General features: G+C 67.5%; 19 protein-coding genes. 3 read left to right on the plus strand and 16 right to left on the minus strand.

From position 1 onward, the window contains the following. Positions 1 to 94: 94 nt before the first annotated feature. The 6 genes from LGN17_RS33290 to LGN17_RS33315 all read right to left on the minus strand — a co-directional run bounded on the left by LGN17_RS33290 (position 95) and on the right by LGN17_RS33315 (position 7,512). The gene (locus LGN17_RS33290; protein ID WP_226201098.1) at positions 95 to 1,333 is read right to left on the minus strand and encodes a dicarboxylate/amino acid:cation symporter; all 1,239 of its coding nucleotides are present in this window, start codon (positions 1,331 to 1,333) and stop codon (positions 95 to 97) included. Positions 1,334 to 1,837: 504 nt separating this feature from the next. After that, positions 1,838 to 3,094: a putative Na+/H+ antiporter gene (locus tag LGN17_RS33295; RefSeq protein WP_226201099.1), complete on the minus strand. Its 1,257-nt coding sequence runs from the start codon at positions 3,092 to 3,094 to the stop codon at positions 1,838 to 1,840. Positions 3,095 to 3,369: 275 nt separating this feature from the next. Next, positions 3,370 to 3,921, minus strand: a complete 552-nt coding sequence (locus LGN17_RS33300) for a DNA-binding protein (protein WP_226201100.1) — start codon at positions 3,919 to 3,921, stop codon at positions 3,370 to 3,372. A gap of 43 nt (positions 3,922 to 3,964) precedes the next feature. Further along, positions 3,965 to 5,212 carry an MFS transporter gene (locus tag LGN17_RS33305; RefSeq protein ID WP_226201101.1) on the minus strand — a complete coding sequence of 416 codons (1,248 nt, stop codon included), beginning with the start codon at positions 5,210 to 5,212 and terminating at the stop codon, positions 3,965 to 3,967. Between the two features lie 295 nt (positions 5,213 to 5,507). Next, positions 5,508 to 5,837: an H-NS family nucleoid-associated regulatory protein gene (locus LGN17_RS33310; RefSeq protein WP_059522924.1), complete on the minus strand. Its 330-nt coding sequence runs from the start codon at positions 5,835 to 5,837 to the stop codon at positions 5,508 to 5,510. A 325-nt stretch (positions 5,838 to 6,162) separates the two neighbouring features. Next, the gene (locus tag LGN17_RS33315) at positions 6,163 to 7,512 is read right to left on the minus strand and encodes a reverse transcriptase family protein (protein ID WP_226201102.1); all 1,350 of its coding nucleotides are present in this window, start codon (positions 7,510 to 7,512) and stop codon (positions 6,163 to 6,165) included. A gap of 848 nt (positions 7,513 to 8,360) precedes the next feature. On the opposite strand from LGN17_RS33315, the gene LGN17_RS33320 reads away from it, so the two are divergent. Then, the gene (locus tag LGN17_RS33320) at positions 8,361 to 8,633 is read left to right on the plus strand and encodes a hypothetical protein (RefSeq protein WP_175957448.1); all 273 of its coding nucleotides are present in this window, start codon (positions 8,361 to 8,363) and stop codon (positions 8,631 to 8,633) included. A 225-nt stretch (positions 8,634 to 8,858) separates the two neighbouring features. Here LGN17_RS33320 and LGN17_RS33325 read toward each other — a convergent pair whose 3' ends face one another. The 3 genes from LGN17_RS33325 to LGN17_RS33335 form a co-directional block, all read right to left on the minus strand. Further along, complete coding sequence (locus LGN17_RS33325; protein ID WP_226201103.1) at positions 8,859 to 9,842, minus strand: succinylglutamate desuccinylase/aspartoacylase family protein; 984 nt, start codon at positions 9,840 to 9,842, stop codon at positions 8,859 to 8,861. Between the two features lie 81 nt (positions 9,843 to 9,923). After that, positions 9,924 to 11,252 (minus strand): MFS transporter, encoded by a 1,329-nt coding sequence (locus tag LGN17_RS33330; RefSeq protein ID WP_226201104.1) that lies wholly within the window; start codon positions 11,250 to 11,252, stop codon positions 9,924 to 9,926. A gap of 181 nt (positions 11,253 to 11,433) precedes the next feature. Next, positions 11,434 to 12,342, minus strand: a complete 909-nt coding sequence (locus LGN17_RS33335) for a LysR family transcriptional regulator (protein WP_226201105.1) — start codon at positions 12,340 to 12,342, stop codon at positions 11,434 to 11,436. 83 nt (positions 12,343 to 12,425) lie between these two features. On the opposite strand from LGN17_RS33335, the gene LGN17_RS33340 reads away from it, so the two are divergent. Then, the gene (locus LGN17_RS33340) at positions 12,426 to 12,599 is read left to right on the plus strand and encodes a hypothetical protein (protein WP_226201106.1); all 174 of its coding nucleotides are present in this window, start codon (positions 12,426 to 12,428) and stop codon (positions 12,597 to 12,599) included. A 10-nt stretch (positions 12,600 to 12,609) separates the two neighbouring features. Here LGN17_RS33340 and LGN17_RS33345 read toward each other — a convergent pair whose 3' ends face one another. From LGN17_RS33345 to LGN17_RS33355, 3 genes are all read right to left on the minus strand, one after another. Then, positions 12,610 to 13,575: a dTDP-4-dehydrorhamnose reductase family protein gene (locus tag LGN17_RS33345; protein ID WP_226201107.1), complete on the minus strand. Its 966-nt coding sequence runs from the start codon at positions 13,573 to 13,575 to the stop codon at positions 12,610 to 12,612. A gap of 335 nt (positions 13,576 to 13,910) precedes the next feature. After that, positions 13,911 to 14,324 (minus strand): DoxX family protein, encoded by a 414-nt coding sequence (locus LGN17_RS33350; protein ID WP_011350305.1) that lies wholly within the window; start codon positions 14,322 to 14,324, stop codon positions 13,911 to 13,913. Between the two features lie 463 nt (positions 14,325 to 14,787). Then, positions 14,788 to 15,033 carry a hypothetical protein gene (locus LGN17_RS33355; RefSeq protein ID WP_226201108.1) on the minus strand — a complete coding sequence of 82 codons (246 nt, stop codon included), beginning with the start codon at positions 15,031 to 15,033 and terminating at the stop codon, positions 14,788 to 14,790. Between the two features lie 318 nt (positions 15,034 to 15,351). Here LGN17_RS33355 and fliD point away from each other — a divergent pair, with 318 nt between their 5' ends. Continuing rightward, positions 15,352 to 16,854, plus strand: a complete 1,503-nt coding sequence (gene fliD, locus LGN17_RS33360; protein WP_226201109.1) for a flagellar filament capping protein FliD — start codon at positions 15,352 to 15,354, stop codon at positions 16,852 to 16,854. Between the two features lie 210 nt (positions 16,855 to 17,064). Here the strand turns inward: fliD and LGN17_RS33365 are convergent, their stop codons facing one another. The 4 genes from LGN17_RS33365 to rbsK all read right to left on the minus strand — a co-directional run bounded on the left by LGN17_RS33365 (position 17,065) and on the right by rbsK (position 21,781). Further along, positions 17,065 to 17,709 (minus strand): hypothetical protein, encoded by a 645-nt coding sequence (locus LGN17_RS33365; RefSeq protein ID WP_226201182.1) that lies wholly within the window; start codon positions 17,707 to 17,709, stop codon positions 17,065 to 17,067. A gap of 776 nt (positions 17,710 to 18,485) precedes the next feature. Further along, entirely contained in the window at positions 18,486 to 19,430 is a 945-nt protein-coding gene (locus LGN17_RS33370) for a dihydrodipicolinate synthase family protein (RefSeq protein ID WP_226201110.1), read from the minus strand. A gap of 44 nt (positions 19,431 to 19,474) precedes the next feature. Beyond that, the gene (locus LGN17_RS33375; protein WP_226201111.1) at positions 19,475 to 20,794 is read right to left on the minus strand and encodes an MFS transporter; all 1,320 of its coding nucleotides are present in this window, start codon (positions 20,792 to 20,794) and stop codon (positions 19,475 to 19,477) included. 60 nt (positions 20,795 to 20,854) lie between these two features. Then, the gene (rbsK, locus tag LGN17_RS33380; RefSeq protein ID WP_226201183.1) at positions 20,855 to 21,781 is read right to left on the minus strand and encodes a ribokinase; all 927 of its coding nucleotides are present in this window, start codon (positions 21,779 to 21,781) and stop codon (positions 20,855 to 20,857) included. Positions 21,782 to 21,898: the final 117 nt, after the last annotated feature.

The following is a 21,898-nucleotide window of genomic DNA, read 5'->3' on the forward strand; positions in this document are numbered from 1 at the left end:
GGCACGACAGCCGAAAAACGAAGAACCGGCGCGCCGCGAGAACGTCGCCGGTTCGACCTGTCATCTGCAGGCAGTATGCCTGCACCGCATCCTGTTACGTCCGGTTGTACTGCTCGATATCGAGCGCGCCTTCCGCCCGCGCGACCAGCACGGCGGCCACGGTGTCGCCCGTCACGTTCGCGGCCGTGCACGCCATGTCGATCAGCCGGTCGACCGCCGCGATCACGACGATCACCTCGATCGGCAGCCCGACCGACGCCAGCACGAGGCTCATCACGACGAGCGCCGCGCCCGGCACGCCTGCCGCGCCGATCGACGCGAGCGTCGTCGTCACGACGACCATCGCCATCTGCCCCGCCGACAATTCGATGCCGTAGGCATGGCTCGCGAAGATCGCAACCGTGCCGAGATAGACCGCGAGGCCCGCCATGTTGATCGTCGAGCCGAGCGGCAGCACGAAGCTCGCGATGCGGCTGTCGACGCCGAGCCGCGTCCGGCAGGTCTCGAGATTGAGCGGTAGCGTCGCGGCGCTGCTGGCCGACGAGTACGCGAACAGCTGCACCGGCACCATCTTGCGCAGGAACGGCCACGGCTTGAGGCCGCGCAGCGCCAGCAACAGGCTGCTGAACACGAGCATCACGACCAGCAGCACGACATAGTTGACCGCGACCAGCGTGCCGAGATGGCCCAGCGCGGAGAAGCCGTGGTCCGCCGTCACGTAGGCGATCAGCCCGAACACGCCGACCGGCGCGAACTTCAGCACCATGCCGATGAGCCGGAACACGACCGCCGACAGGCTGTCGAAGAACGCGCGCACCGGCGCGCCGCGCTCGCCGGACAGGTTGATCGCGAGTCCGAAGAAAACCGCGAACACGATCGTCGGCAGCAGCGCGCCATCGGCGAATGCCTTGAACGGGTTCGACGGGATCGCGGCCATCAGCGCGTCCTTCAGCGACGCGGTCGCGCCGAGCTGCGCGGCGTCGATGCCGGCCGGCAGGCTGAAGCCCTTGCCGACCCCGGCCAGCGTCGCCGCGGCCATCGCGAGCATGGCGGCGGACGCCATCAGCACCGCGTAGACCGCGATCGACTTCCACGCGATCCGGCGCATCGCGGCGAGATCCGACAACGACGTGATGCCGCACACGAGCGACACGAACACGACCGGAATCACGCACATCCGGATCAACGAGATGAAAATGTCGCCGAGCGGCTGCAGCAGCGTGGCCGGCTCGCCGGCGAAATGACCGACGGCGGCGCCGAGCAGCATCGCCAGCAGGATCTGCTGCCACATCGCGAGGCGCGGCAGCGCGGACAGGGTACGCATCTTGTTCATGGAGTCTCCTTCGTGCGGGGTACCGGCGGTTCGTGCGCGTCGCTCACGAAACCGCGGCGCCGGGTTGACCGTTCAATTCATTGTCCGGGTCCGCATGCGATCCGGCAGTAGGACCAGGCTGATTCTCGTGTCCGGTTGTCCGGGAAAATCGCGACAAGGACAAGAAGGCGGGCAGCGGCGAGCGGCGATCGTCGCGGTGGAAGGCGGCCCTGAACGTCGAACGCGCAAGCGCGAATGCCCTGTGCTCGCATCTGGCAGCGTGAATTTTCCAAACACCCGCCGATATGAAATCGGCTTGCGACCGCGCCCACCGGCCGCCACAGGACATTCACGCTTGCGCGTTCGCGCGGTCCGGCGATCCGGCGAAAAAACGGGCCGCCCGACACCGGACGGCCCAACCAGATCACCCTACCGACGGCACACCCCGCCGCCGATGCAGCCATTGTTGCGTAGCGGGCCGGCGAAGTGAATCAGCCGGGTCCGATATCCGGTCGGCGTCGCCGGTCAGAGCAGCAGCAGCGCCGCCGTCGCGACGAGCGTCGGCCCGATCGCCGCCGCCAGCAAGCCGCCGACGCTCACCGATTCGTCTTGAAAGCCTTTGCGCACGATCGCGAGCCCGGCCGGGTTCGGCGCATTGGCGATCACGGTCAAGCCGCCGCCCGCGACCGCGCCCGCCACGAGCATGTACTTCGCTTCGTCCGGGACGCCCGCGATCAACGAGCCGAGATAGGTGATCGCCGCGTTGTCCATGATCGCGGTGAGGCCGAGCGCGCCCGCATACAGCGCATGGGCGTCCATCGACTCGACGACCGGCTGCAGCCACCACTGCTGGAGCCCGCCGAGCACGACGAGGCCGCCCAGGAAAAACGCGACGAGCAGGCTTTCGCGCAGCATCAGCGGCGACTGGTAGCGCTCGTACGCGTGCGTGAAGCCGAGGAAGAACAGCAGCAGGCCGATGAAGATCACCGGATGGTGCGCGCTCAGCACGACGCCGACCAGGAAGCCGAGATGAATCAGCGTGACGCCCACCGGCACGCGCACGGCGTCCGGCTGCGCGGCCGGCGCGGGCGCGGCGGCCAGTGCGCCGCGCATCAGCACGGTCAGCACGCTCGCGTTGATCAGCACCGCGACGAGCGCCTTCCAGCCGAACTGCGCGGCCATGAACGTGCTGTCCCAGCCCCACGCGGACGCGACCATCAGCACCGGCGGCGCCGCGTACGCGGTGAGCGTGCCGCCGATCGACACGTTGACGAACAGCACGCCGAGCGCGAGATACTTCCAGTACTCCTTGACGGGCGCGCCGAACAGCCGGTCGCGCAGGATCAGCGCGGCGAGCGTCATCGCGGCCGGCTCGGTGATGAACGAGCCGAGCAGCGGAATCAGCGCGAGCGACAACCACACGACGGCCACCCCGGTGTCGACCGGCAGCATGCGCGCGATGCGCAGCACGATGCCGGTGACCGCGTCGAGGATCGGCTTGCTCGCCGCGATCACCATGATCGTGAAGACGAACAGCGGCTCGGTGAATTCGCGCGATTCCGCATAGTCGAGCGCGAGCGTCGGGCCGGCCAGCGCCGTCATCGCGATCAGCAGCACGAGCGCCCAGAAGCCGAACACGACTTCGACCTCGCCGAGAAAATGGAACAGGCCCGCGTGGCGCGGATGGCGATGCGCGAGCACTTCGAAGCGCTTCGCGAAGAAGGTGTGGAGCAGCGCGAGACCGAAGATGATCGCGCCGGCAAGTTCGACGGATTGGGGCATGGCGGATTCCTGGATGAGCCGGCGCGCAACCGGGCCGGAGGGTCAAAGGCGATGGACGAACCGGCGAGCGCAACGACCGGCCGTTCCTGGACCCTCAAAGGGTATCGTGCGCACTGACCTCATTGAATCGGACCAGTCCGATACTGCCGTCCCACGCGGGCACGTCGCGCTTCGTCTTACTTCGTCGCGTTTTGTCGCCCGGACGGCCGGCAACGGCAGGCCCGGCCATGCCGCGCGGACGTCGCGGCGCACACGCGTCGACGCTGATCGTCGCGCTATCGCAGCGCCTGCTCCGTCGAGAACGCGTGTTCCACGAAGCGGATCACGTCATCGAGCGACGACGTGCACATGGCGCCCGCCGCGAGCTCACGAAACGCCCCGTCCGGCCCGAAACAAATGAGCGGCTTGCGCCAGCGCCGCGCGAGCGCAATTTCCTCGGCGGTGCCGTGCCCGCCCGGCAGTGCAACGATCAGGTCGCTGCTCAGCACGTTCACGTAGTTGCGGTTGATCGTATCCGGGGCGGCGTCCGGCTCGCGGCGCGGCAGCGGCGTGAGGATCGGGATGTCGACGAACGGATGCGGATAGCCGTCGAGCGGCACGAAGCCCGCGTGCGGATCGGCCTGTGTCGGCAGGATGCCGATCGATCGGCCGGCCCGCCCCGGCACGCCGGCGAACGCGCGCGCAACCGCCAGCATCACGCCCTGCCCGCCGCCCGTCAGCAGGTTGAAGCCGGCCTGCGCGAGCCAGGCGCCGAGCGGCTCCGAAAACGCGAGCCACGGCGCCTTGCCCGAGCCCATCACGCCGATCGTCTTGTTCTGCTGCTGCATCGTGGTTTCCGGTGAGATCGTTGGGGGCGCGCGATCGCCGCGCTCATTCGAGTTCGACGCCCTTGAGCTCGGGAATCAGGCACAGCGTCGCGACCATGTCGAGCACGTAGAGGCCGGCGAGCAGCGCGATGGCCGTCTGGAACGAGTAGTGCGCGGCCAGCGCGCCGACCGCGACCGGGCCGAAGCCGCCGACCGCGCGGCCGATGTTCCACAGCACGTTCTGCGCGGTCGCGCGGGCGGCCGTCGGATAGCCTTCCGACATCAGCGTTCCGTAGCCGCCGACCATCCCGTTGACGAACATGCCCATCAGCGCACCGGCCCACAGCATCGCGGCCGGGTCCGACAGCCGCGCATACGCGATGACCGTCACGACCGAGCCGAGCTGGTACAGCAGGAACGTCGGCTTGCGCCCGATGCGGTCGGCCAGCTGCCCGAACACCCAGACGCCGATCATCATCCCGACGACCGTCGCCGCCGTCCACAGCCCCGACTTCGTCAGCGAGAAGCCCATCTGTTTCGACAGGAAGGTCGGCAGCCAGATCATGATCCCGTAGTAGCCGAAGTTCTGGACCGAACACAGGATCGCGATGCCGAGGCTCGTGCGCGCGGTCCGGCCGTCCGCGACGAGCAGGCGAAACGCGTTGGGCTTCGGCTGGGCCGCGCGCCGCACGAACGCTTCAGGCTCGTGCAGCTTGTTGCGCATCGCCCAGGCGAGCAGCGCGGGCAGCACGCCGACCAGGAACATCCCGCGCCAGCCGACGTGCATCAGCAGGAACGGCGTCAGCAGCGCGGCCAGCAGTACGCCGGCCTGCCAGCCGAGCGCGACGTAGCACGACACGCGTGCGCGCCTGCTGGCCGGCCACGCTTCCGCCGCGAGCGCCATGCCGATCCCGAACTCGCCGCCCAGTCCGATGCCCGCGATGGTGCGGTACACCAGCAGATCCCGGAAACCCTGCGCGAACGCGCACAGCCCGGTGAAGATCGCGAACAGCAGGATCGTCCAGGTCAGCACGCGCACGCGCCCGTAACGGTCGCTCAGCGCACCGAACAGGATGCCGCCGGCGACGGCGCCGATCAGCGTCCACGTGACCAGCGCGCCGCCCTGCCCGGGCGTCAGGTGCAGCGCCGCCGTGATCGCCGGCAGCATGAAGCCGAGGATCAGCAGGTCGAAGCCGTCCATCGCATAGCCGATCGCCGATCCGGCCAGCGCTTTCCACGCATACGCGCCGACCTGCTCCGCGCGCGGGGCCGACGGGCCGCCGAGCGACGAGGATTTCATGTTTGCTGCCATGGTGTCCCGCCACGATTGTCCGGCGACATTCTAAGGCCTGTGCCCGTGCCCGACGGGCCGGCGGACCCGCCGCCGGCGATGGTCCGCGCGCGCGTCGGCATCCGCTTGCGGGGCGGCGGGCGGGAATCGGCGGGCAGCGAACGGGAGGGAAAAACGGCGATCCGGTGGCGGCGAGGCCGGCAATGTCGCGGTCAGGCCGGACACCGGATGAAAAACAGCATATTGGCGCAGTGTTGCCGGCCGGCCCGCTTGCGCGAACCGGACGGCGCCGGGCGGCCTCGCGGCCCGGCCGGCTTCAGCCCTGGTCGTCTCCGGGCCACCAGGTCTTGGCCCCGCGGTCGACGGCGAGCGTATCGAGATCCTTGCCTTCGAGCCATTTCGGCCGCGGGCCGCGGCCCGACCACGAGCGGCCGGTCGTCGGATCGTAGTACTTCGCAGGCGCCTTGCGTTTTCGCTGGACGATATAGCCAAGCGCGCTCAGTACTTCCTGCTGCGAAATTCCCAAAAGCTCGACCTGTTCCTTGAATGCCGCGAGCGCGGCCTGCTTCTCCTTCTGCTTCGCGTCCGACAGCTTGATGTTCAGGTCCCGAAGTTGTGCTTCGAGTTCCTGCAGGGCCTGGGTCATGTATTCATCCTCTTTGGGCATGTTTTGGCAAAAAGCTCCGATGGCGGAACCTACCACGAAGTTCCGCCGATCGGGGCTGTCAAATGTATGACTCGTATGCCTGAGCCGGCATGGCTTGCGCGATACGCACTAAACGACGTCACGCGTCAATCAATGGCAAGACAGGACCGGGCCGGCAACGCGCAACCCGCCATGGACGAAGGCACGGCGAGCGGCTGCGGCAAGTAAGCGCCGCACTTGGCACGGCGCGGCATGGCGCGAATGATAGCAGTGCTGGGCGCCGTGTTGCAGAATCCGACGGCCGGCGTGGATGCGAACCGGCCGTTTACCTGCAGACGTCGCGGGCTTCCCACGCGATCCGGTCGAACAGCGCGCGCAGCTTCGCGCCGCGCGCCGCGTTCAGCGCGGCCGCATGCGCGACGCGCCCGGCAAGATGCGCGCGGAAATCCGGATGCGCCTCGCGATTCTGCGACGCCGGCCCGCTCCGGACGCAGTTGGTCAGGATGGCCTTCAGGAGATCGAACTCGTCGCGCGCCAGATTCGGATGACGATTGACGACCACGCCGGCCAGTTGTTGCCGCATGCCGCGCCGCATCACGCGCGTCTTGCGCAGTTGCAGCGCAAAGCCCTCCTCGAGCGCGATCGCGGCGACCCGGACCTGCAGCCGCTCGACGTCGCGCGCCAGCGCGCCGCCGCCGGAAAAGGCGAGATCGTCGGCATAGCGCGTGTAGGTTGCGCCGAGCGATCGCGCGAGTGCGGCGAGCCGCATGTCGAACCGGAATGCGCTCAGGTTCGCCAGCGCCGGGGACGTCGGCGCCCCTTGCGGCAGATGCCGTTCGCGATAGCGCTGGCGGCCGATCCAGTCGAACCGGTCGCGCAGGTCGGGCGCGCGCAGCCGCGCGGACGGCACGCGATTGGTGCACAGCCCGGTGAGCGTCCGCGCGACTTCGGCCGGATACCCGAGCGTGACGAACAGCGCGTGCACGCGGGCGGCGCGTATCGATACGAAGAAATCCGCCAGATCGAAACGGACGACGACATCGCGATCCGCATGCGGCGCCGCGAACGACACGATGCCGTGCCCCTTGCGAAAACCGTGCACGGCACCGTGCGGCGCGATGCGATCGAGCAGCCCGTGCAGGATGCGGCGCTGCGCTTCGCGCAGCCGGCCTTTCGGGATTTCGACGAGACGGCTGCCGCCGCTGCGCTTGTCGTGCGCCACGTACGTGTAGTGATGCAGCGGCGTGGCGCTGCCGCGCGCGTCGACACGCCAGTGGTCGGACAGCCAGTCGAGCGCCGGCGCGCTCACGCCGAGCCAGCCGGCAAGATCGCCGGGCGTCGCCCATTGCGGCACGTCGCAGCCGGCGAGCGGCGCCGGCAACGGCCGCTGCACCGGCGCGCGCCGCACGACACGGATCGCGGCCGGCCGATCGTTGCCGGACCAGGCGAGCACGAAAGCCGGCGCATCGGCGAGGACCGCCGCCAGCGTCCCGATGTCGACGTCGTCCCAGCGCGCACCGAAGCGGGCGAGCGCGGCATCCGCGACTTCGTGCGTCCACGGTGGCACGCTGCCGAGCACGGCCGCCATCCGGGACAGGACGCCGGCGCGTTCAGGCGCACCGGCCAGCATGGCTTCGGCAATCGTGCGGGTGGTGTCGAACAGGGAGCCGGACATGGGAATCGATGGGCGGGACGGTGAGCCAACGTGACTGGTGCTGCGAGGAGTCGTGTTGCGCATCGCGCAACCGTGCTCCTTGCGACGCATCGGGGTGTCGATCTGATCCACGGGGTAGCCCCGTAGTCCTGGAACATCGGTTGCCTGTTCCGGGCGTGTGCTTGACCCACCGGCCCGCGATGCGACTTTAATGGCCGCGAACGCGGCGTGTCAAACCGGGCTACTTGTTCGAATGCGTCAGGGGGCGGGCCATTGCATCGTTACGTGCTTGCCATCCGTGGGCCCGGTGTCCTGACGCTCCCGGCAGGTGCGGGAACTCGCGCAGTGTAGCGTCTTTCCGGGCCGGGTCGACCCCGGCCGGGGCCGACTTCGAAGGATGTGCGCCGCGCAGCGCGCACCGGACGAGCCACGCGCTCGAACGCTTGAGCTCCCCATGAACACCCATGCGCTTCACCCGTCGCACCATCAACCATCGAATCAATATTCGCCGCCGATTATTTAAATATCGGAATAATCAAAAAACGAAAATAACGGTTCGCAGAATTCAATTAAATAAAATTCAAACAAAATTATCGAATCCGATTAACGATAAATTAATACGATTGGCGCCATCAAATTCAAATAAATAACCTTCGTTGTGCGTCGCAACACCGTGAATCAAAAATCAACGAGATCCGGAGGCGCAGCACGACTTATTTCATTCGTGCTTGGTCGCATCGTTTCCACCTTGTCAGGCCACTGTTGATTTCCAGACACTTGTGAATCAGCAATCCGGAAGACGGACACGTCTCCCGGACTTGACCGACGTCGTCATATCGCATCAATTCATTCAATACAAAAGGAAAATCATGAAGAAGATTGCAACCGTGCTGTTTTCAGCACTGATGCTGGCCTCCACGTGCGCGTCCGCGCAAGCGCTTTGCAAGGCCGGCAAGATCGACAAGATCGAAACCGACCCGACCGGCAACCTGCTGGTGACCATTAACGACGGCGTCTACTCGTTCAGCGCCAAGGAAGTTTATTCAATTATTTACCAGGCGTATTCTGAAAACCGGAATCTTTTTATCTACGGCAATAATTGCGCGAATGGCTCGCCGGCGACCCGCTTTGCCATTCGCTAATCAATCTTGAAATGCTCGACGATTATCGGTACGTGGAGCCTGGAGCTGGATTGACACTCTGAATCCAGCGCCATCGCGGGCTGGGGTGTCGGCGCTGCGCTTCATGACACCTTCATGCCCGCTACCTGATCAACCCCCTGCCAGTTCCACCCGGGGCCCCTTGAAACAGGCCGTGCTTACCGTGACGGGACAGGCATTATCGGGCCTTTGTCGCCGCTGACGGCATCAGCGATCCAGCAACCGCCCCAGCCGCATCATCGTGACGTTCACGCCGAGATGGCGCATCGACGGTTGCACGATCACGCAGTTGTCGTACGGCGTGACGATCGCGTCGTCGCCGTCGCGCGCGATCTCGGTGCCGGCCCGCTCGATCACCTCGAGCCCCGTGAACGGTTGCGAGAACCGGAAATCCATCGAACGCGCGACGACCGGCTCCGTGATCTCCACGAACTTCTGACGCACCGGCGAGGCTTGCGTGAGGAAGGCCGCGACGTCGTCGCGCGCAACCACGCCCGCATGCAGCAGGAAGCGCGCCGCGCTGTCGAGCGCGACATCGCGCGCGCTCGCGGCGAAGTGCTGGCCCGTCTCGATCAGCAGCGCATTCTTCGCGCTCGCCGGATCGCCGAAGCCGCCGTAATCGCGCAGCCGCGTGCCGTTCGCATGGCCGCGATCGATGATCACGTGCTCCGGCGTGCCGATTGCGGCCGCCAGCGCGATCGCCTTGTCGAGCGGACCGGTCATCATCAACGGTGCGGACGCTTCGTGCATCGAATGAATGTCGAGCAGCAGGTCGACCGTATCGAGCAGCGGACGCATCGCGCGCGCACGCGCGAGTTCGCGGCTGTCGCGCGTGCCGTCGAGCGCGGCCGGCGTCCACACGCGATTCATGTCCTCGTCGAGGTAGCGCGTCGCATCGGCGTTCACCGCGCTGAAGCGCTCGTATGCGCCGACGTTGCCGAAGCCGAGCGACAGGCGGCCCGCCACCGGACGCAGGCCGGCGGCCAGCAACGTGTCGACCGCAATCGCGCCGCTGACTTCATTGCCGTGCGTCAGCGCGAGGATCATCACGTGCTTGCCGGGCCGGCCGCTGTCGAACGTGTGCAGATAGTCGATGCCCGTATTGCCCGCGCGCCAGCGCGCGATGTCGGGGAAGGCCACTTCGATCGGATAGGCCGGCAACGCGGCGCGGATGGCTTCAAGCGTGGTCATGTCGGAAAGGCTCAACAGGGTTCGGGAAAGGCGCTGCCGGCGTGTGCCGGTTGTGCCGGAATCGGGTTCGCGGCCGGCGCGTCACGCCCCGGTCGCGCGCGTCGACGGCGCGCCGGCGGCCGCCGCGCCGCGCATCCGGCGGCCGAGCGAGATCACCGACGCGATCCCGAGCACGGCCGTCGCCATCACGTAGAAACTCGGCGCCAGCTTGTTGTGCGTCGCGTCGATCAGCCAGGTCACGATCAGCGGCGCGAAGCCGCCGAACAGCGTCACCGAGAAGTTGTACGACAGCGCGAGTCCCGTGCCACGCGTGCTCGTCGGGAAGATGTCGGCGAGCAGCGCCGGCAGCGGCGCGAGGCTCACCGCGATCAGCAGGCCGACCAGCGCCTGCACCGCGAGCAGCGTCTCGACCGTCGGATAGCGGTTCAACATCACGAACAGCGGCCACGTCGTGACGCCGACCAGGATCAGCGCGATCAGCATCACGCGAATGCGGCCGAAACGATCCGACAGGTGCCCGACGACCGGTGCGGCGACCATCAGCATCGCGCCCGTGACGACCGCGCCGAGATACGACGACGTGGCCGGGATATGCAGTTGCTTGACCGCGTACGTCGGCATGTACAGCTTGTGCACATAGTTGAACGCCGTGGCCGTCGCGACGACGCCCGCGCCGAGCAGCAGGTTCGCGCGATCGCGAGCGAACACGTCGCGCAGCGGCGACTTCGCTCGCCCCTTCTCGCCGAGCCGGCGGAAATCGGCCGGTTCGTCGATGTTGCGGCGAATGTAGAGCCCGACCGGGCCGATCAGCAGCCCGACCGAGAACGCGACGCGCCAGCCCCACGCATGCAGCTGGTCGGTCGTCAGCAGCAGGCTCAGCAGCGCGGACACGCCGGCCGCGAGCACCGTCGCGAGCCCCTGCGTCGACATCTGCCAGCTCGCGAAGAAGCCGCGCCGCTTCGCATCGGCCTGCTCGACCATGAACGCGGTCGCCGCGCCGAATTCGCCGCCGGTCGAGAAACCCTGCAGCATCCGCGCGGCGATGATCAGCAGCGGCGACGCGATGCCGATCTGTGCATACGTCGGCGCGAACGCGATCATCGCGGTGCCGAGCATCATCAGCCCGATCGACATCGTCAGCGACGCCTTGCGGCCCGCGCGGTCCGCATAGCTGCCGAGCACGATCGAGCCGAGCGGGCGCGTGACGAACGAAATGCCGAACGTGCCCACCGACAGCAGCAGCGAAGTCGCCGCGTCGTGCGTGGGGAAGAACAGCTGGCCGATGACGATCGCGAAATAGCCGTAGATCAGCAAGTCGTAGAACTCCAGCGCGTTCCCGATGCTCGCGGCGCAGATCTCGCGCCACGGATTGTGCGGGGCCGGCGTCGCGGCGTGTGTGTTGCGGGTCATCCCTGTGCTCCTCCGGTAACGCTGGCCATCAGGATGTTGAAAGACGGTGCGCGGCTTTGCCGGCGGCCGTTCGGGCCAGTCAAGCGCGGAGTGTAGGCAACGCGGGGCGGGCGTTCGTGCCGTTTCGGCACGCAATCGTGCCGATCGGCGCGCGGGCCCCGGAACCGCCGCTCACGGCAGGCTATGCCGCGCCGTCGTCGCGTGACGGCGCGGTGCGCCAGATCGCATCCAGCACCGGGTGCGGGTCGTTCCTGCGCCGATACAGCGCGATGTCGAAGCCGATCTGCCAGTCGGCGCCCCCGACGATCGCGAGTTCGCCGCGCCGCACGTCGTCGGCGACGAGCCGCTGCGGCAGCCACGCGAGGCCGAGCCCGCGACGCGCCATCGCGAGAATCGCTTCATACGAATCGGCCTGGTACACGGGGCGCAGCGTCGGGCGGTTCGGCATTTCGGCAAGATGCCGCGCGAGCACCGCGCGCAGCGTCAGGGTGCGCGCGAACGCGAGCCACGGCACCGGCGCCTGCCCCGCCGGCAGCCGGTAGCGCACGCCGCCGCGCGCATCGAACGCGCTGACCGGCACCAGCACCTCGCGCGCGACCGACAGCCAGTCGAAGCGGTCACGATCGATCAGCAGCCGCGTATGCGGGCTCGAATAGACGATCAGCATGTCGGCATCGCCGGCCGTGAGTTGCAGGATCGCTTCCTCCGCGCTGCCGGTCGATACGGTCGCCGTGAAGAAGCCTGCGCGCGCAACCGTCTCGTCGTACCAGTCGGGGAAGAAAGTGGCCGAGAGCGTGCGGCCCGTCGCGATCCTGAGATTGTTCTCCAGCACCGGCGTCGCTTCCTGAAGTTGCGTGCGGGCGCCGTGCAGGATGTCGAGCGCGTTCGACGCCGCATCGAGGAACACGGTGCCGGCCGCCGTCAGTTCGAGCGGCTTCGTGCGCGCGATCAGGCGCGTGCCGACCCATTCCTCGAGCGACCGGATGCGGCGGCCGAACGCCGGATGCGTGACGAAGCGGTTCTCCGCCGCGCGCGTGAAGCTGCGCGTGCGCGCGAGTTCGACGAAGTCTTCGAGCCATTTCAGTTGCATGGCTGGGCTCCTGGTGGACGACGAGGTGCGGGTCGGGGCGCGCTCGCGAACGGCATTCATGGCGCGGCCGCCGGCATGGGCAGATGCGGCTCGTGTGGCTCGTGTGGCTCGTGTGGCTCGTGTGGCTCGTGTGGCTCGTGTGGCTCGTGTGGCTCGTGTGGCTCGTGTGGCTCGTGTGGCTCGTGTGGCTCATGCGGCTCATGCGGCTCTGCGGCTCATGCGTCGCAGGCCGTACAGGCCACGCAGGCCGCGCGTAGCGCCCGGATCCTACAGCGCCTGCGGCGCATCGCGCAGCACGGCGCGCAGCGCGATATCGAACGGCGTCGCATGATCGATCCCGGCCGCGCGCACGCGCGATGCGTCCAGATGGCAATCGTACGGGCGCGGCGTCGCGTCCGTGGGCTGGTCGATGCGCTCGAGCGCGGCTTCGATGCCGAGCGCGGCCGCGATCCGCTGCGCGATGTCGTACTTCGTCATCGGCTCCTCGCCCGACCAGTGACGGAGGCCCGTGATCGATGCCCCCGCGAGATGGCGCAGCGTAAGGTCGCGGATGACGTCCGCGACATCCGGCGTATAGGTCGGGTAACGGATCGCCCACGCGTCCATGCCGACCGCGCCGGCGCCCGGCCGAGCGGAGGCGACGATCGCCGGCACGAGGCTCGTGACGGCCGATTCGCTCCAGTCGACGATCGGCCCGAACAGCAGCGGCAGACGCAGCACGCACGACAGCGGCGACGCGGCGAGCAGCGCCGCCTCGCCTTCCAGTTTCGTGCGGCCGTAGATGTTCAGCGGATTCGGGGCGGCGTCCTCGCGGTACGGGGCAGCCTTGCCGTCGAAGACGTAGTCGGTGGAGATGCCGAGCGTCCATGCGCCATGGCGCGCGGCAAGCGCACCGATGCGGGCCGGGGCGGTGACGTTGATCGCGCGGGCGCCGGCAGGATCGCGTTCGCAGACGTCCGGACGGCGTTCGGCCGCGCAGATGATCACGGCGGCCGGTTGGCGGGTGGCGAAGAGGTGTTCGAGGGCCGGCTCGTCGAGGACGTCGAGTTCGGCGAGGTTTTCCGGCGGCAGTGCGAGGCGTTTTGCGCCTGCGCTTTGCGGGTTCCGGAGGGTCGCGACGAGGTTCAACGACGATTCGCGGGCCAGGGACGCGGCAACCGCACGGCCGAGGAGGCCGGCGGCGCCGATGAGCAGGACGGTCGGGAGGGCGGTCGACGTGGTCGGGTTTGGCATGGGCGGCAATCCGGGTGACGTGGGGGCGCGAAGTCGCGATCGACATTCGAGCCACGGTGGTGCGGAGGATAGCCGAGTATCGCGGCCGGCACATCGTGGCGGCAGATCGGAAACGCCTCGACGGACGGGTGTCATGTGCGCCGCGGCCGTCGGCCGGCCCGGCGCACCGTCCGCCGGGATGACGCCCGTGCTGCCGGCGACGTCGGCTCGCCGCGCGGCCGCCCCTGCGCGAGTGCGATCCGCGGAGCGGCCACACCGCGCCCCTCGCCAACAAGCAAAGCCCGTTGCGCTTGCGCGCACCGGGCGGTCACATCGGCAGGCAACGCCGCCCCGCCTTACTTCCGGTCGAGCGAATACCGCCCCGGCCCGGTCAGGGCAAGCAACAGCAACCCGCCGATGATGCTCACGTTCTTGTAGAAGTTGATCATCGCCATGTATTGCTCCATCCCCTGCAGCGCCCAGTAGCGATGGCCGATCAGCGCGGTCGCGAGCGTATAGGCGGCGAACACGAGTGCGAGCGGACGCGTATAGAAGCCGATCGCGATCAGCAGCCCGCCGGCCAGTTCGACCCCGACCGCGATCGCGGCTGCCAGCTCGGGCGCCGGGTTCCCCGTCGACGCCATGTATGCGACCGTGCCCGAGAAGCCGTTCAGCTTCTGCCAGCCGAACAGCACGAACAGGATCATCAACAGCACGCGAGCCGCCAGCAGCAGTTCGTCCTTCTTCGATTCCAGCGAAACGTAACGCATGACAATCACCCTTGAATTGACGGTTTGATGCGTCCGGTGCCGATACGCGCCACATTGGCGCGCCAGGTCGACAACGAACCACTCCTCGCACGATCGGACAGCAAGCCGGCTGGCCTGCCGCCGAAGAATCCGTCCGGCCGCGCCGCTCCCGGCGCGCTCCGGATCGGTTCTGGCGAAGCACGGATGCAGTCTACTGTCCCGTCAAAAATCATCAATCCGTCAAAACAAGATTCGCTGTCTCGCATAGGTGGACAATCAAGCGAGACAAGGCCGTGACGCGGCAGCGACGAATCCGATCAAATCGACCTGTCCTCATGTTTCAAGAACATGAAAACTGCCCGCGCATATCCGGATTCCGTATCCACTCGATATTGAAGCGCCAATTGGCGCAAGCAGGCCATATCGACGTATCGCCATGCGTTATTCGACGATACGTTATGTGCATGAACCTGCAATCAATGAATTAAGCGTGCAACTCGGCGTTCTTTCCAATCGGCGAATCATCCTGTTTCGGACAAAGACGCCCGGCCTGGAAATGCGCATTGGCAATGCGAAAACGTTTCCCGCGCGAGCGGGTTGATGTCGGCGGCGGCGGTTTTCGTCCAATGGGCAAGGGTTTCAGCCCGATATCCGCCGGCAGGAACACCTTCCACACACCGTCGATCGATCCGGTGTTTAGCAGGGCAAGCGAGACAACGTGATCAGGCATTCACGCGCTCGGCAAGTTTTCAATGCCGGCAAAAATCCTTGAATAAATACAATTGAAGTGATGAGTTAACGGCAAAAAATCGTAAACCTTTAGCCCGCGCTACATCGTCGCATTTCCGTCTGCATTTTTCTCAACATGCATTACAAAAAATTACCAAGCAATACCGATTTAAATATACGATAGCGCACGTCCTTACGTTTTCCCGACACTCCCGTGAACCCCGGAACGCGTCGCACCGGACACGGCCGGCAGGCGAACCGCCGCAGGCCGTCACGGCAGCCGCTCGTCACGGGATCGCTTTTCAACCGGAGACCACCCATGGCAACGAACACGCCTGTGAACAGCAGCGCGAACGCGAACAGCCTGATGCAACAGGCGGCGCAATCGATCATCAACGGCTCGACCGGCAATCCGTCGATGGACGTCGGCACGCTCGTCAAGACGCTGGTGAACGCGAAGACGGCCGGCCGGGTCGCGGCGCTCGCCGCGTCGCAGCAGACCGGCACCACGCAGATTTCCGCATTCGGTGCGCTGTCGTCGGCGCTGGGGGCGCTCGAGGCGGGCCTCGCGTCGCTGACGAATGGCGCGCTGCAGTCGACGTTTACCGCGGTCGCGAGCGGCAAGGGCCTGACCGCGACGGCGGGCGCAGGCGCGGTTGCCGGCACCTACACGGTCGGCGTCACGCAGGTCGCGACCGCGCAGGCGCTGGCTTCGTCGGGCTTCGACGGTAGCAAGGCGCTCGGCACCGGCACGCTGACGCTGTCGCTCGGCAGCCAGTCGTTCAAGGTCGACGTGAACGGCACGAACAACACGCTGTCGGGCATCGCGGCCGCGATCAACGCCGCATCGAACAACCCGGGGATCAGCGCGACCGTCATCAACGGCACCGACGGCGCGCACCTCGTGCTCGCGTCGACGAAGACGGGCTCGGCGAACGCGATCAGCGTCGCGGTCGGCAACGTGGCCAACGACACCGGGCTGTCGAACCTCGGCGTCACGTCGACGGCCGACACGACCGGCGGCGCGTCGAAGATCGACTCGGCGAACAGCGCGGCCGCGTGGCGGCAAAGCGCCGTCGCGCAGGACGCGAAGTTCACGCTCAACGGCATCGCGTCGACCAGCGCGAGCAACACGGTGTCGGGCGTGCTGAACGGCGTCACGCTGAACCTGTCGGCGGCCGCGGTCAGCGCGACCGATACGCAGACGCTGACGGTCAGCACCGATACGAAGGCGCAGGCGGCCACGATCACGAATTTCGTGAGCCTGTACAACACCGTCGTCAAGACGATGGGCGCACTGTCGAGCTACACGGCAGGGGCAAGCTCGCAGGGCGCGCTGATCGGCGATTCGACGCTGAACACGATCCGCAACTCGCTTGCGTCGATCGTCGCGCGCGGCGTCCCCAACGAGAACGGCAACGGGCACACGAACCTGATGGCGATCGGCATCTCGCTCGAGAAGGACGGCACGCTGAAGGTCGACAGCGCGAAGCTCGACAGTGCGCTGACCAACAACCCGTCGGGCGTCGCGCGGCTGTTCAACTCGACGAACGGGATGGGCAAGCACCTGACCGACCAGATCGAGCCCTTCACGAAGAAAGGCGGAATGATCGAGGTGCGCACGAACGCGCTGAGCGCGGACCTGAAGCGCGTCACGCAGCAGCAGTCGGATCTGGCCGACTATGCCGCGCAGCTGACCCAGCAGTACCAGGCGCAGTTCACGGCGCTCAACGCGTTGATGGCCAAGATGAACTCGAACACGCAGTACCTGACCCGACTGTTCGGCGGCGCGAACAGCAGCGGAACGCTGGCGAACAAGTGACGAACGGCCGGGCCGCACGATGATCGTGGCGGCGGCCGCCGGTCAATGGATCGACCGGCTCGCGCCGCCGCGCGCGCCTCTGCTCGCAATGTCCCGCCAGGACACATCGCTCACGCCCGGCGGTGCGCGAGCGCGCGACGGGCTCCCTTCCCCGGTTCGCGCCATCGCGGCACGCAGCCTGTCCGCGGTTCGCGCGAAGCGGACGCGCCGTCAGCCGAGACCTTCTACCCGATCGGCGAACAAGTCGATCGCACGCGACACCTGACGCCCGAAATAGCCCGGCCGCTCGCGCTCGTAGGCGCGCAGCAGCGACGTGCATTCACGCTCGGCCCAGCGCCACACGGGGCCCTGCTTCGCGAAGACCGGATGCGCGTGCAGCTCGGCCGGTACCGTGTGCTCGTCGTCCCAACCCCAGAAATAGGCCTGGCGCGCACGTGCGAACGGCATCCCCAGATTGCTCGCCACGGTCTCGTCGTGGCGCAGCGTGAAATCGACGATTTCCTTGCGCGCACGGCCGCCGATATCGTGACGCGCCTCGATCCAGCAGTGATATCTCGCCAGCTGCGACAGATGCCGCGCGGTGCGGCGCCGCTCGCGCGTCGTGCACAGCGCATACAGGTTGCCGCCGCCGAAATCCAGCACCTCCCCACCCGCGAACGGCCGGTAAGGCTTGCCGGTCAGCAGTGTCAGCACCTGCGCGCCGACGATCGCGTAGTCGGCACATCGCATGTAGCCGCTGCGCGTCGTCGCTTCCGACACGCTCCGGTGGACGGCCTCGTCGATCACGGCGTGCAGCGTGGCATCTACTGGGGCCGCCAGGATCGGCGGCTGGCTCGTCGTCGTGACGGGGTGCACGGGAAGCGGATGCGGATTCAACGGTTCGTCGGCAAAAAAGCGCTCGGCGGCGCGATATTACGAATCGTTACAAGAAACGGCGGAAGCGTTTGATCAGATTTGTGTGCTTTTGTCGTCCGACGTGGACATGCGCGGGGCAGCGGGTGGGGGTTGCCGCAACCCGCGGGGTGCAACGGATCGGAGGGACGCGCGGTGGCGTCGCGCTCGATGCCCGGCGCTTGGCGCCCAGCGCGTGCGGCTTGGGGCTTGGGGCTTGGGGCTTGCGGCTTGCGGCTTGCGGCTTGCGGCTTGCGGCTTGCGGCTTGCGGCTTGCGGCTTGCGGCTTGCGGCTTGCGGCTTGCGGCTTGCGGCTTGCGGCTCGCGGCTCGCCGGCGGCTCGATCGTGCGATGAGACGAGTGAAGGTGGGGCCGTGCGTCGGCGAAACGTCGTCGTTCGTGACAACGGACAGCCTGTGACCGGCTGGTCAGTGAGGCGGCCTGGCTGCGACAGGCGGCCTAGCCGCCTTCGACCGCATTGAAATTCCCGACGGATTCGCCGCATTGCACGTTCGGCCCGAACGCCGCGCCGGGTTCACGCCATCCGGGGCAAGGCCGATACACCCCTCGCGCCGCTTGTCGCAACACGTCCGAGACGCATCGCGACAAGCCGGCCGTGCTTGTAGCCACCGTGCGCCGCCACCACGCGCGCCCCGACGAACCCGTGCGATGGCGGCCGCCCGCCCGGCACGCCACCCCACCGCGCCCGGCAGACCTCGAACGGCGCACCGCGCGCCCGATTAAGCAGCGATCCGTCGACGGAAATGCTCGGTCCCGGCCACGATCTTGTCGAGCACCGCATCGAGCGCCCAGAACCGTTCACGCACGTCGTAGTCGATCGCGCGGCAACGGATCGACGCGAAGGTGCCGATCCGCTGGTGATAGAGCTTCGCGAGCGCCGGATACCCCAGCGCCTCCGACACCGCCGAAACGACGAGGAACGTCGAGAGCTCGTCGGCCAGCGCCGGATTCGTGTCCCCTTGCGTGCGCAACCACCGGTACAAATCCGGATGGAAGTTGGTGAACACACCGTTGAAGCCGGCGGAACCCGCTTTCATCGCGTCCCAGGCAATCGCGGCGTTCGCGTTGAGGATCTTCAGCGGCGAGCCCTCGGCGAGCGCGACCCGCCGCTTCACCGTCTCCAGGTCGCAGCTCACGTCCTTGAGCATCACGAAGCGGCCCGTGTCGATGCACGCGCGCAGTTCGTCATCCGACAGCAGCCGCCGGTAAGGCGCCGGACACTCGTACAGCCCGAGCGGCAGATCCGACGGCAATCGCGCGAGCAGCCGGTGAAGATGGTCGAGCAACGCGGCGCTGCCCTTGCGCTGCGGATCGAGCCGGTTGGTCACGAGCACGACGCCCTGCGCGCCCGATTCGGCCGCCGCGCACAGCTCCTCGACCTGCGCGTCGAGATCGTCGCTGATGTGCCCGGATGCGACGACGGGCACGCGCCCGGCCACCCGCTCGACCACGAAGCGCGCGAGTTCCGCGCGTTCGGCCAGGCTCAGGAACTGCATCTCGCTCGACTGCGCGACCGCGAACAACGCATCGGCGCCGTGTGCCAGATACCATTCGATGAGCCGCTCGAGCCCGGCGTAGTCGATCGCGCCGGCATCGTCGAACGGCGTCAGCATCACCGGGACGATGCCCTCGATGGTCACGTTCGATTGCTGCGGGTGTTGCATCTGTTTCTCCTTGCTTCAGTGAATGCGGGGCGCATACCGCGTGCTCAGGCCGGCAACGGCCCGGGCGCCGCGTTCGCGGCCTGCTCGGGAATCGGCTTGCGCACCAGCAGCAGGTACGCCATCGCGCCCGCGAACGCGATCGCCGCGGCCGCCAGCAGCGCCGGCACGAACGACCACTTCTGCGCAATGATGCCCGTCAGGATCGGCGCAAGCGCGCCGCCGACGAAACCGCCGAAATTCTGGATCGCGCCGAGCGACGCGATGCGGCTCGGCGGCGCGGCCGCCGTCGCGAGCGCCCACGAGCAGGCCGACGCCGCGTTGGCGAGAAAGATCACGACCGAAATGCACGCGAGCGCGACCGTGTTGCTCTGCACGAGCGCGGCGGGAATCGTGAACGCGACCATCCCGAGCATCGCGACCACCACCGCATTGCGCCGGCTCACGACCGGCGAACGGCTGCGGCGCGTGACCAGGTCCGACAACCAGCCGGCCAGCAGCGAGCCGACGAATCCGCACAGGAACGGCACCGACGCGGCAAAGCCGGTGCGGATCAGGCTCATGTGCCGCTCCATCGTCAGGTAGCCCGGCAGCCAGGTCAGGTACACCCAGTTCAGGTACACGGAACCGAAATAGCCGATCAGCATCCCCCAGGTCGTGCCGTGCGAGAACAGGCCGCGCCATTCGGCGAACGTCAGCTTCGGCGCCGCGACCGCGCTTTGCGCATCGGCGTCGAGATAATTGCGCTCGGTGGCAGTCAGTTGCGCGCGCACCGGATCGCGGTACAGCGCGAACCAGGCGACGGCAACGACGAGACCGGCCGCGCCCGTCGCGATGAACGCCCAGCGCCAGTCGAACGACGCGACGAGGATCGACAGCAGCAACGGCGCGAGCGCGGTGCCGAGCGGCGACGCGGCGTTGAAGATCCCGGTCGGCGTGCCGCGCGCGCGCAGCGGAAACCAGTTGCTCACCACCCGCGCGGCCGACGGGAACTGCGGCGCCTCGCCGATGCCGAGCACGATGCGCGCGACGATGAACCAGCCGAACGTCGACACGATGCCGCCCGCCGCCTGCGCGAACGACCACACGATCAAGCCGATCCCGAGCAGCCGGCGCGGCCCGATGCGGTCGACCAGCCCGCCGACCGGGAACTGGCACAGCGCATAGCTCCACGAGAAGGCCGACAGCAGCAGCCCCATCTGTGCGAGCGACAGGCCGAGATCGCCGCGGATCGCCGAGCTTGCGACGGCCAGCGTGCCGCGATCGAGGTAGTTGACGATCCCGCTCACCATCAACAGCGCGAGCGCGATGCGTTGTCCGCGCCGGATACGTGGCGGTGCGGGCGGAACGGTCGGGGTTTCGTTCATTGCGGTTGTCTCCATGTCACTGGTATCGGCCGGTTCCGGCCTGTCCGTCTCATGCGGAATTCAGGTTTCCAGGCGCGCCACTTCGTCACGCGTCGGGATCGAGGTCTGTGCGCCGTAGCGCGTCACGCTGATCGCGGCGGCGCGCTGGCCGAAGCCGATCGCGTCGATCATCGATGCGCCACCCGCGCGGGCGGCCGCGAACCCGCCGACGAAGGTGTCGCCGGCCGCGGTCGTATCGACGGCGACCACCGACATCGCCCGCAGGCGACCGTTGCCCGCACCGCCGCGCCAGCACACGCCGCGCGCGCCAAGCGTGACCAGCACGTTGCCCACGCCCTTCGCGCACAGCGCGTCGGCGGCACGCACGGCGGACGCGTCGTCGCCGACGGCGACGCCGGTCAGCGACTCGGCTTCGGTTTCGTTGACGACGAGGTAGTCGACCCGTGCCAGCAGCGCGTCGAACAGCGGCTGGGCAGGCGCGGGATTGAGCAGCACCGGCGTGTGGTGCGCGGAGGCACAGGCAATGGCGCGCGCGACCGTCGTCACCGGCACTTCGAGCTGGCACACCAGCATCGCGGCCCCGGCGATCGCTTCGCGCGCCGCGTCGATCCGGCCGGCATCGAGACGCGCATTCGCACCGGGCACGACAACGATGCTGTTCGCGCCGCCCTCGTCGACCGTGATCGTGGCCACCCCGGTCGCCGTACCGCCGATCCGGTCGAGATGCGTCACGTCGATGCCCTCTGCCGCCAGCGCGTCGTGCAGGCGCGCACCGAACGCGTCGTCGCCGACGCAGCCGATCATCGCGACCGACGCGCCCAGGCGCGCGGCCGCGACCGCCTGGTTCGCCCCCTTGCCGCCGTGAACGGTCTGGAAATCCGTGCCGAGCAGCGTCTCGCCCGGCACCGGCAGGCGCGGCGCGCGCGTGACGAGGTCGATGTTCACGCTGCCGACAACGGCGATGCGAGGGGGATAGGTGTAGCTCATTTCCGAATGTAACCGCTTACATTTCCGACGGACAAAATGGCCGGAACAGTCGTCGTCGATGAAAATTTCACGATGTGGATAGAATCCAGGTCTGACATAATAGGAAAGCACGTCAAG

Source organism: Burkholderia sp. AU30280, from assembly GCF_020420125.1.
GTDB lineage: Bacteria > Pseudomonadota > Gammaproteobacteria > Burkholderiales > Burkholderiaceae > Burkholderia.

What these genes read in the sequence shown, in the direction of transcription:
- LGN17_RS33350 (WP_011350305.1), bottom strand. Translation starts at nt 14,324, where the DNA reads ATGCGTTACGTTTCGCTGGAATCGAAGAAGGACGAACTGCTGCTGGCG.
- LGN17_RS33335 (WP_226201105.1), bottom strand. Translation starts at nt 12,342, where the DNA reads ATGCAACTGAAATGGCTCGAAGACTTCGTCGAACTCGCGCGCACGCGC.
- rbsK (WP_226201183.1), bottom strand. Translation starts at nt 21,781, where the DNA reads ATGAGCTACACCTATCCCCCTCGCATCGCCGTTGTCGGCAGCGTGAAC.
- LGN17_RS33370 (WP_226201110.1), bottom strand. Translation starts at nt 19,430, where the DNA reads ATGCAACACCCGCAGCAATCGAACGTGACCATCGAGGGCATCGTCCCG.
- fliD (WP_226201109.1), top strand. Translation starts at nt 15,352, where the DNA reads ATGGCAACGAACACGCCTGTGAACAGCAGCGCGAACGCGAACAGCCTG.
- LGN17_RS33310 (WP_059522924.1), bottom strand. Translation starts at nt 5,837, where the DNA reads ATGACCCAGGCCCTGCAGGAACTCGAAGCACAACTTCGGGACCTGAAC.
- LGN17_RS33300 (WP_226201100.1), bottom strand. Translation starts at nt 3,921, where the DNA reads ATGCAGCAGCAGAACAAGACGATCGGCGTGATGGGCTCGGGCAAGGCG.
- LGN17_RS33355 (WP_226201108.1), bottom strand. Translation starts at nt 15,033, where the DNA reads ATGCCTGATCACGTTGTCTCGCTTGCCCTGCTAAACACCGGATCGATC.
- LGN17_RS33340 (WP_226201106.1), top strand. Translation starts at nt 12,426, where the DNA reads ATGCGGCTCGTGTGGCTCGTGTGGCTCGTGTGGCTCGTGTGGCTCGTG.
- LGN17_RS33290 (WP_226201098.1), bottom strand. Translation starts at nt 1,333, where the DNA reads ATGAACAAGATGCGTACCCTGTCCGCGCTGCCGCGCCTCGCGATGTGG.
- LGN17_RS33295 (WP_226201099.1), bottom strand. Translation starts at nt 3,094, where the DNA reads ATGCCCCAATCCGTCGAACTTGCCGGCGCGATCATCTTCGGTCTCGCG.
- LGN17_RS33320 (WP_175957448.1), top strand. Translation starts at nt 8,361, where the DNA reads ATGAAGAAGATTGCAACCGTGCTGTTTTCAGCACTGATGCTGGCCTCC.
- LGN17_RS33305 (WP_226201101.1), bottom strand. Translation starts at nt 5,212, where the DNA reads ATGGCAGCAAACATGAAATCCTCGTCGCTCGGCGGCCCGTCGGCCCCG.
- LGN17_RS33325 (WP_226201103.1), bottom strand. Translation starts at nt 9,842, where the DNA reads ATGACCACGCTTGAAGCCATCCGCGCCGCGTTGCCGGCCTATCCGATC.
- LGN17_RS33375 (WP_226201111.1), bottom strand. Translation starts at nt 20,794, where the DNA reads ATGAACGAAACCCCGACCGTTCCGCCCGCACCGCCACGTATCCGGCGC.
- LGN17_RS33345 (WP_226201107.1), bottom strand. Translation starts at nt 13,575, where the DNA reads ATGCCAAACCCGACCACGTCGACCGCCCTCCCGACCGTCCTGCTCATC.
- LGN17_RS33315 (WP_226201102.1), bottom strand. Translation starts at nt 7,512, where the DNA reads ATGTCCGGCTCCCTGTTCGACACCACCCGCACGATTGCCGAAGCCATG.
- LGN17_RS33330 (WP_226201104.1), bottom strand. Translation starts at nt 11,252, where the DNA reads ATGACCCGCAACACACACGCCGCGACGCCGGCCCCGCACAATCCGTGG.